This window comes from Novosphingobium sp. LASN5T (assembly GCF_003856955.1).
Taxonomy (GTDB): Bacteria; Pseudomonadota; Alphaproteobacteria; order Sphingomonadales; family Sphingomonadaceae; genus Novosphingobium.
Genome location: NZ_RQSI01000034.1, coordinates 34,922 through 42,401, shown reverse-complemented (window position 1 = coordinate 42,401; position 7,480 = coordinate 34,922). Strand labels below are relative to the sequence as shown.

Below are 7,480 nucleotides of genomic sequence, written 5' to 3'. Positions count from 1 at the left end.
TCGGTGCATCGCGCGCCGCTGTCGACGCGGGCTATGTGCCCAACGACTACCAGGTGGGCCAGACGGGCAAGATCGTCGCCCCCGAAGTCTACATCGCCGTCGGCATCTCCGGCGCCATCCAGCACCTTGCCGGCATGAAGGATTCCAAGACCATCATCGCCATCAACAAGGACGAGGACGCCCCCATCTTCCAGGTCGCCGATATCGGCCTCGTGGGCGACCTGTTCACGCTGGTGCCGGAACTGACCGGCAAACTCTGAACGCCGCTCCGTTTCAAGGAGACACGAAGGCCCCGCGCGCTGCGCGGGGCCTTTTGCGTTGGGCGCGCGGCGCTGCCCACCCCCCAGCCCCTCCCGCCAGCGGGAGGGGAGCGGTGCTTGCGCCGCCGTAGCGAGGTGGGCTTTGGATGATCGCCCAAGGAAAAGGGCCGGGAAGGTTTCCCCTCCCGGCCCCGATCCTGTGTTCGGACTGAACGGTATCGGACTTAGAAGTCCATGCCGCCCATGCCGCCCATGCCACCGCCCATCGGCGGCATCGCGGGCTTGTCGTCCGGCTTTTCGCTGATCGCCGCTTCGGTGGTGATCAGCAGGCCGGCGACCGAGGCAGCATCCTGCAGCGCGGTGCGGACGACCTTGGTCGGGTCGATCACGCCAGCGGCCTTCAGGTTTTCATAGACGTCGGTCGCGGCGTTGAAGCCGATGCCTTCGTCCGTCTGGTCGAGCAGCTTGCCGGCGACGACGGCGCCATCGTGGCCCGCGTTTTCAGCGATCTGCTTGACCGGGGCGGTGATCGCCTTGCGGACGATGTCCACGCCACGGGTCTGGTCTTCGTTGGCGCCGGTCAGGCCGTCGAGCGCGCGGGTGGCGTAAAGCAGCGCCGTGCCGCCGCCCGTGACGATGCCTTCTTCCACCGCAGCGCGGGTGGCGTGCAGGGCGTCGTCAACGCGGTCCTTGCGTTCCTTCACCTCGACTTCGGTCGCACCGCCGACCTTGATCACGGCCACGCCGCCAGCAAGCTTGGCCAGGCGTTCCTGCAGCTTCTCGCGGTCGTAGTCGCTGGTGGTGACTTCGATCTGGGCGCGGATCTGTTCGACGCGGGCCTTGATCTCGTCCGCCGAACCGGCGCCGTCGACGATCGTGGTGTTGTCCTTGTCGATGGTGACCTTCTTGGCCTGGCCGAGCATGGCGAGCGTGACGCTTTCCAGCTTGATGCCGAGGTCTTCCGAGATCATCTCGCCGGCGGTCAGCGTGGCGATGTCGCCCAGCATGGCCTTGCGACGGTCACCGAAGCCGGGCGCCTTGACGGCGGCGATCTTGAGGCCGCCGCGCAGCTTGTTGACCACGAGGGTCGCCAGCGCTTCGCCTTCGATGTCTTCGGCGATGATCAGCAGCGGACGGCCCGACTGCACCACCGCTTCGAGGATCGGCAGCATCGCCTGCAGCGACGACAGCTTCTTCTCGTGGATCAGGATGTACGGGTTTTCGAGTTCGACCGTCATCTTGTCCGGGTTGGTGATGAAGTAGGGCGAGAGATAGCCGCGGTCGAACTGCATGCCTTCGACGACATCGAGTTCGAATTCGAGGCCCTTGGCCTCTTCCACGGTGATCACGCCTTCCTTGCCGACCTTTTCCATCGCTTCCGCGATCTTCTGGCCGACTTCGACATCGCCGTTGGCCGAGATGATGCCGACCTGCGCGATTTCAGCCGAACCGGCGACCGGGGTCGAACGGGCCTTCAGGTTTTCGACGACCTTGGTCACGGCGATGTCGATGCCGCGCTTCAGATCCATCGGGTTGATGCCGGCGGCAACCGACTTCATGCCTTCGCGCACGATAGACTGGGCAAGCACGGTCGCGGTGGTGGTGCCGTCACCGGCCTTGTCGTTGGCCTTGCTGGCCACTTCGCGCAGCATCTGCGCGCCCATGTTCTCGAACTTGTCCTTGAGTTCGATTTCCTTGGCGACCGACACACCGTCCTTGGTGATGCGCGGCGCGCCGAAGCTCTTGTCGATCACGACGTTGCGGCCCTTGGGGCCGAGCGTGACCTTCACCGCGTCGGCGAGGATATCGACGCCCTTGAGGATGCGTTCGCGCGCGTCGCGCGAAAAGCGTACTTCCTTGGCAGCCATTTCGGTTTCCTTTGAATATCTGGACGGGAAAGAGGACTATCTTCAGCCGATGACGCCGAGGATGTCCGATTCCTTCATGATGAGGAGGTCTTCACCGGCGACCTTGACTTCGGTGCCGGACCACTTGCCGAACAGCACGCGATCGCCAACCTTGACGTCAAGCGGCGTGATCGTGCCGTTTTCAGCGCGGGCGCCGGTGCCGGTGGCGACGATTTCGCCTTCAGCAGGCTTTTCCTTGGCGCTGTCGGGGATGATGATCCCGCCGGCGGTCTTTTCCTCGGCTTCGACGCGGCGCACCAGCACGCGATCGTGCAGCGGACGGAAACTCATGGGTTGCTCCCTCTTCCAAAAATACGAACCTCGCTTGGCACTCTCACGGGGAGAGTGCCAGCGGGCGGGATATGGGTGAGGGGCGGTGGAGCGTCAACAGGGGGCGGGCAGATTTTTTTGCGTCCCCTGCGCCGGCTCGGCACATCCGCACGGCACACCCTTGCGGCGGCATCAGCCGGGCGTCAGCAGACCCAGCCGCTCGCGCCGGTGCCAGCGCCAGAGCATCAGCGCCGCGACGACGATCAGTCCGATCATCAGGCCAAGCCACACGCCCACCCCGCGCAGCGGGGTGAACAGGCCCAGTCCGATCGCCGTGCCCAACCCCGGCACCCAGTAGCCGAACAGCGCGATGCCCATGGGCACGCGCGTATCCTGGATGCCGCGCAGCAGCGCCGCGCCCACCGCCTGCGCGCCATCGAACAGCTGGAAGGCGGCGCAGACCACCATGTACTGCACTGCCAGCGCGACCAGCGCGGCGTTGGCCGGGGCATCGGGATCGATGTAGAGCCGCATGATCGCGCGCGGGGCCAGCAGCATGGTGCCGGCGGAGAGCAGCATGAACCCCATGCCCAGCGCGATCGCCACGCGGCCGGCCACGCCCACCGCGTGCCGGTCTCCCGCCCCGAACGCCAGGCCGACCCGGATCGTCGCCGCCTGCGACACGCCGAACGGCACCTGGAAGGCGATCGCGGCCAGCTGGAGCGCCACGGTATGCGCCGCCAGTTCGGTCTCACCGATCCGCCCCATCAGGAAGGCCGCGCCGTTGAACATGCCCGCTTCCGCCAGAATCGTGCCGCAGATCGGCAGGCCGACGCGCAGCACGCCGCCGAAACGCTTCCATTCCGGGCGCCACCAGCGGCCCAGCAGGCGATAGCGGTGCAGGCGCCGGTCGAACCGGATCACAGCCGCATAGGCCAGCAGCATGGCGACGGCGGTGACCACGCTGGACACGGCGGAGCCCGTCAGGCCCAGCGCCGGCATACCGAAGTGGCCGAACACGAAGATCCAGTTGCCCGTGGCGTTGACCACCACGGCAAGGCCGGTGATCGCAGTGCCGATGCCCGGCCGGCCCAGCGTGGCGACCACAGTGCGCAGCAGCGCCGCCAGGACCATCGGCAACGCCGCCCACATCAGCACGCGCAGGAACGGTTCAGCCAGCGCGATAACCGCTTCCTGCTGCCCGGTCAGCCGCATCAGCGGCCCGCCCAGCAGACACACACCCATCGCGCAGATTGCCGCGAGAATGCCGACCCATGCGGCCATGCGCGTGGTCCGGCGCACTTCGCGCACGGCGTGTTTGCGCTGCCCCAGCTCCGCCGCGATCAGCGGCGATGCCGCGCCGACGAGGCCCGTCAGGCTCCACATCAGCAAGCCGAACAGCGCGACCGACAGCGACGAAGCCGCCAGCGCTTCCGGCCCCAGCCGCGCGACGAACACCACGTCGACCGCGAACACCGCCATCTGCAGCAGGTTCGCGCCCACGAGTGGCGCGGCGAGCTTCAGCGTCGCGCGCAATTCGTCGATCCAGTGCAAAGGCGGCTTTTCAAACATGGAACACGGGCGCATAGGCGCGGCGCGGTCCCAAGGAAAGGCAAAGCTGCCTGTCCCGAACGCGGCTTTGCCCTGATGGAAAGGGTAGTTTGACATGAGAATGGTGGTGAAAAGCGCATGCGCGGCCGGACTGGCCCTGGCGCTTTCGGCCTGTGGCGGCGCGAAGCAGGAGGAGACGCCGGCTGGCGGCAGCGCCCCGGCGGATACGGCCGCTCCGGCCACGGCGGAAACCACGCCGGCAACCGCCGCCGATGGCGCGCCGATCGCCTTCGGCATCTGCAAGTCCTGCCATTCGGTCGAAAAGGGCAAGAACATGATCGGGCCAAGCCTGGCCGGGATCGTGGGCACCAAGGCCGGCGACGTCACGGGCTTCAGCTTCAGCCCGGCGCTGAAGGGATCGGGCCTGACCTGGGATGACGCCACGCTCGACAAGTGGCTGGAAAACCCGATGAAGCTCGTGCCCGGCACGCGGATGACCTATTCCGGCCAGACCGATCCGGCCAAGCGCAAGGCCATCATCGCCTATCTCAAGACGCTGAAATAGGCGGCTCGCGCTGCCGGAGGGCCGTCGCGGGAAGGCGCGGCGGCTCCCCCCTTCACAGGGCCTCCGCCCAGACGACGAAGCGCAGCGGCCCGTGCTCGGTCGCGCCGAAGGGATAGCACGTCACCAGCGCCAGCAGCGGCCGCGCGGGATTGCGGGGCGCGGCAAAGCCGTCCCAGCGCACCACCTGGAAGCTGGTGACGCGATAGCGCCGGTGCGCGCCGCCGATCGCCTGCACGTCGATTGCGTCACCTGCCCGCGCGTTCCGCAGGAAGGCGAAGTGCGTATCGCGGTGCGCGGCCAGGATCGTCACGTCCGCGCCCGCCCCGCTACCGCCGCCACCGTCGCGCCGGTTCGGCACCACGGTCGGCCCGAACGCCAGCGCCTGTCCCGATCCGCCCGAGAGCACAACGTCGCTCGCACCCAGCCGGGGCAGCGTGAGCCGCGCCACCGGCATCGTGTCCGCCCACGGCCACGGCCTGACCGGATGTCCTTCGGCCAGGCTCCGCGTGAACGCCCGGTCGAGCAGCACTTGCGCCACGCGCGCCTTGACCGGCACCGCCAGCCCCTGCGCCATCACCGCGAGACCGAGCGCGCAAAGCAGCGCGCCGCCGCCACGCAACAGGACGCGCGCCATGGCGCGCGTCCCTTTCGTCATCCGCCCGGCGGCGGTCATGCCCGGGCCTTCCGGCGCGTGCCCGCCAGCAGCAGCGCCACGCCCAGCAGCAGCGCCAGACTGCCCTTTTCCACCAGCGTCATATAGCCGGTGGCGGTGCGCGGCAGGGTAATCGCGTCGGCTTCGCCCGCTTCCGCGCCCGCCGCAGGAGGTGTAGCGTGGGCGGCCGCGCCGTTGAACAGCGTATCGAAATCCCAACCGGCCGGCAGCAGCAGCGGCAGTTCCTCGCGCGTCAGCCGCGCGCCGGCTGGCCGGGTCGGCGTTTCATCGACCGCGACCAGGCTCGTCTGCGAGGTGACGAGGATGTAGGCGAGGCCGAGTTCGGCGATCTGGCCGTCCGCCTGATCGTCCTCGGTCTCCCCGGCGGCGCGCGCGGCCTCGATCTCCGCGACGCGGCGGTTGGCCCAGAGCCGCGCTACGGCGGGGCTGTCCACGGCGGCGGACAGGTCCACCGTTTGCGACCACGGCTTGTCGCCGATCATGCCGCTGACTGTCAGGCGGCCGGACAGGTTTTGGCCCCGCCCCAGCAGCATCAGCGGTTCGCCGGCATAGAGATCGGGCAGACGGCGCGGCGTGAAATCGAGCGGCGCGCCATCGACCGTGACCGTGAGATCGCGCACCACTGGGGCCTTCAGGCGATCGAGCAGCGCGGTCATCTTCGCGTTCACTTCGCTGCCATCGCCGATGTTGGTGTAAGTGCCGCGCCCCGCTTCGGCCATGCGGCGCATCAGGAAATTGTTGGGCGCGGACCCGATGCCGACCATGAACACCCGGCTGCGCCCGCCGTGCGCGGCGATTTCCGCCATCATGTCCTTCTCGTTGGACAAGTCGCCATCGGTCAGGAAGATCACCTGCCGCACGCCCTGCTCGTTATTGGGCTCGTTATTGGGTGCGCCACCGGGCGTGGCGTCGACCAGCGCGGCCTTCAGCGCGGGCAGCATCTCGGTGCCGCCGTTGGCTTCCAGCCCTTCGGTAAAGCGGCGCGCGGTGGCGATCTGTTCGGGCGTGGCCGGCACGCTCTGTTCGAACAGTTGCGTCATCGTGTCGTCGAAGCGGATCACGTTGAAGCGGTCCTCCGGCCGCAGCGTGTCGAGCGCGTGGAGCAGGCTTTCCTTGGCCGCGTCCATCGATTGCCCGCCCATCGAGCCGCTGTTGTCGATGACGAACACCATCTCGCGCGGGGGAGCCTTGCCCTGCGGCAGGCGGGCCGGCGGCACGATCGAGGCCATCACGTAGTCCTTTCCATCGAGCGCCTGGCGGAAGAGGCTGAGCGTGGGATCGGCGCTGGCCGAGCGCCAGCGCAGTTCGAAATCGCGGTCGGCCGGAACCGCGCCATCGGCCAGCCGGATCGTGCGCGCCTGCGCGCCATCGTCGCTCACCGCGATCCGGTGATAGGGGCTGATGAGATTGGCGGGGACGAAGCCGGGCGTGAGATGGACCGTGATCGAGACGGGGTTGAGCCCCTTGCCCAGCGCGGGCGCGGCCAGCGGTGCGGTGACTTCGTCGATGTCCTTCGCCACGGCCGTTTCGGTGCGGGCGGGGTTTTCGGCGGTGGCCTGGGCTGGCACGTAGCGCGGCCCCACCACCAGCGGCAGGCGCAGAGCGAACTCGCCCGCCACCTGGCGGACCGGGGCCTGGTATTCGATCTGGATCAGCACCGTTTCGCCGGGGCCGACATTGGCCACGCTGTTGCGGAACATGTTGGGCCGCTCGGCTTCGACCAGGCCCGCCTTCTGCCCGCGTTCGCGCGCCTTTTCATAGATTTCGCGGGCTTCGGCGCGGCGCTTGATATGGCCCACGATCACACGGTCGCCCACCACCATCTTCAGGCTGTCGACCGCGCCGTCCTCAGGCAGGGGATAGAGGTAGGTCGCTTCCATCCAGCGGTCGCTGGTGTTGCGGAACGCTTGCGTCACGCGGACGCGGGCAATCGGGCCGCCGACCGTCACGTCCATGTCGGTGCCCAGCCGCACGGCGGGCAGGTTTTCCGCCACGCCCTTGCCGGATAGCAGCAGGGTGCCGCTGCCGATCGCATCTGCGTCGGCCGGGGCGTCTTCGGCCTGCAACCGGCCGGCCAGCAGCGTGCCGCCAACCACTGCCAGCAACAACGCCAGCGCCAGCGCGATCCGGCAGCGGGATCGGCCCGAAAGGAAAGATATGCGCGAGAGGACCATGACAGGCTCCATCATCAAGGGGAGCCTTCCCGTTAGGCGGCAGCGGCGCCGCACAGCCACGGGCAGTCCCCGCCAGTTTC

At 68.2% G+C, this 7,480-nt stretch carries 7 protein-coding genes; 2 read left to right on the top strand and 5 right to left on the bottom strand.

From position 1 onward, the window contains the following. The coding region (locus EH199_RS18330; protein WP_223806754.1) for an electron transfer flavoprotein subunit alpha/FixB family protein at positions 1-260 on the top strand (260 nt) is incomplete at its 5' end. Between the two features lie 224 nt (positions 261-484). Here EH199_RS18330 and groL read toward each other — a convergent pair. The 3 genes from groL to EH199_RS18315 all read right to left on the bottom strand — a co-directional run bounded on the left by groL (position 485) and on the right by EH199_RS18315 (position 4,009). Beyond that, complete coding sequence (gene groL / locus EH199_RS18325) at positions 485-2,128, bottom strand: chaperonin GroEL (protein WP_124810633.1); 1,644 nt, start codon at positions 2,126-2,128, stop codon at positions 485-487. 42 nt (positions 2,129-2,170) lie between these two features. Further along, on the bottom strand, positions 2,171-2,458 hold the full coding sequence (groES, locus tag EH199_RS18320; RefSeq protein WP_124810632.1) for a co-chaperone GroES: 288 nt from the start codon (positions 2,456-2,458) through the stop codon (positions 2,171-2,173). 171 nt (positions 2,459-2,629) lie between these two features. Beyond that, positions 2,630-4,009, bottom strand: a complete 1,380-nt coding sequence (locus tag EH199_RS18315) for an MATE family efflux transporter (protein ID WP_124810631.1) — start codon at positions 4,007-4,009, stop codon at positions 2,630-2,632. Positions 4,010-4,103: 94 nt separating this feature from the next. On the opposite strand from EH199_RS18315, the gene EH199_RS18310 reads away from it, so the two are divergent. Then, positions 4,104-4,553, top strand: a complete 450-nt coding sequence (locus tag EH199_RS18310; RefSeq protein ID WP_124810630.1) for a cytochrome c family protein — start codon at positions 4,104-4,106, stop codon at positions 4,551-4,553. 52 nt (positions 4,554-4,605) lie between these two features. Here EH199_RS18310 and EH199_RS18305 read toward each other — a convergent pair whose 3' ends face one another. After that, positions 4,606-5,226 carry a class GN sortase gene (locus EH199_RS18305; protein WP_124810629.1) on the bottom strand — a complete coding sequence of 207 codons (621 nt, stop codon included), beginning with the start codon at positions 5,224-5,226 and terminating at the stop codon, positions 4,606-4,608. Further along, positions 5,223-7,400: a marine proteobacterial sortase target protein gene (locus tag EH199_RS18300; protein WP_124810628.1), complete on the bottom strand. Its 2,178-nt coding sequence runs from the start codon at positions 7,398-7,400 to the stop codon at positions 5,223-5,225. The genes EH199_RS18305 and EH199_RS18300 overlap by 4 nt, the downstream gene beginning before the upstream one ends. Between the last annotated feature and the right edge of the window lie 80 nt (positions 7,401-7,480).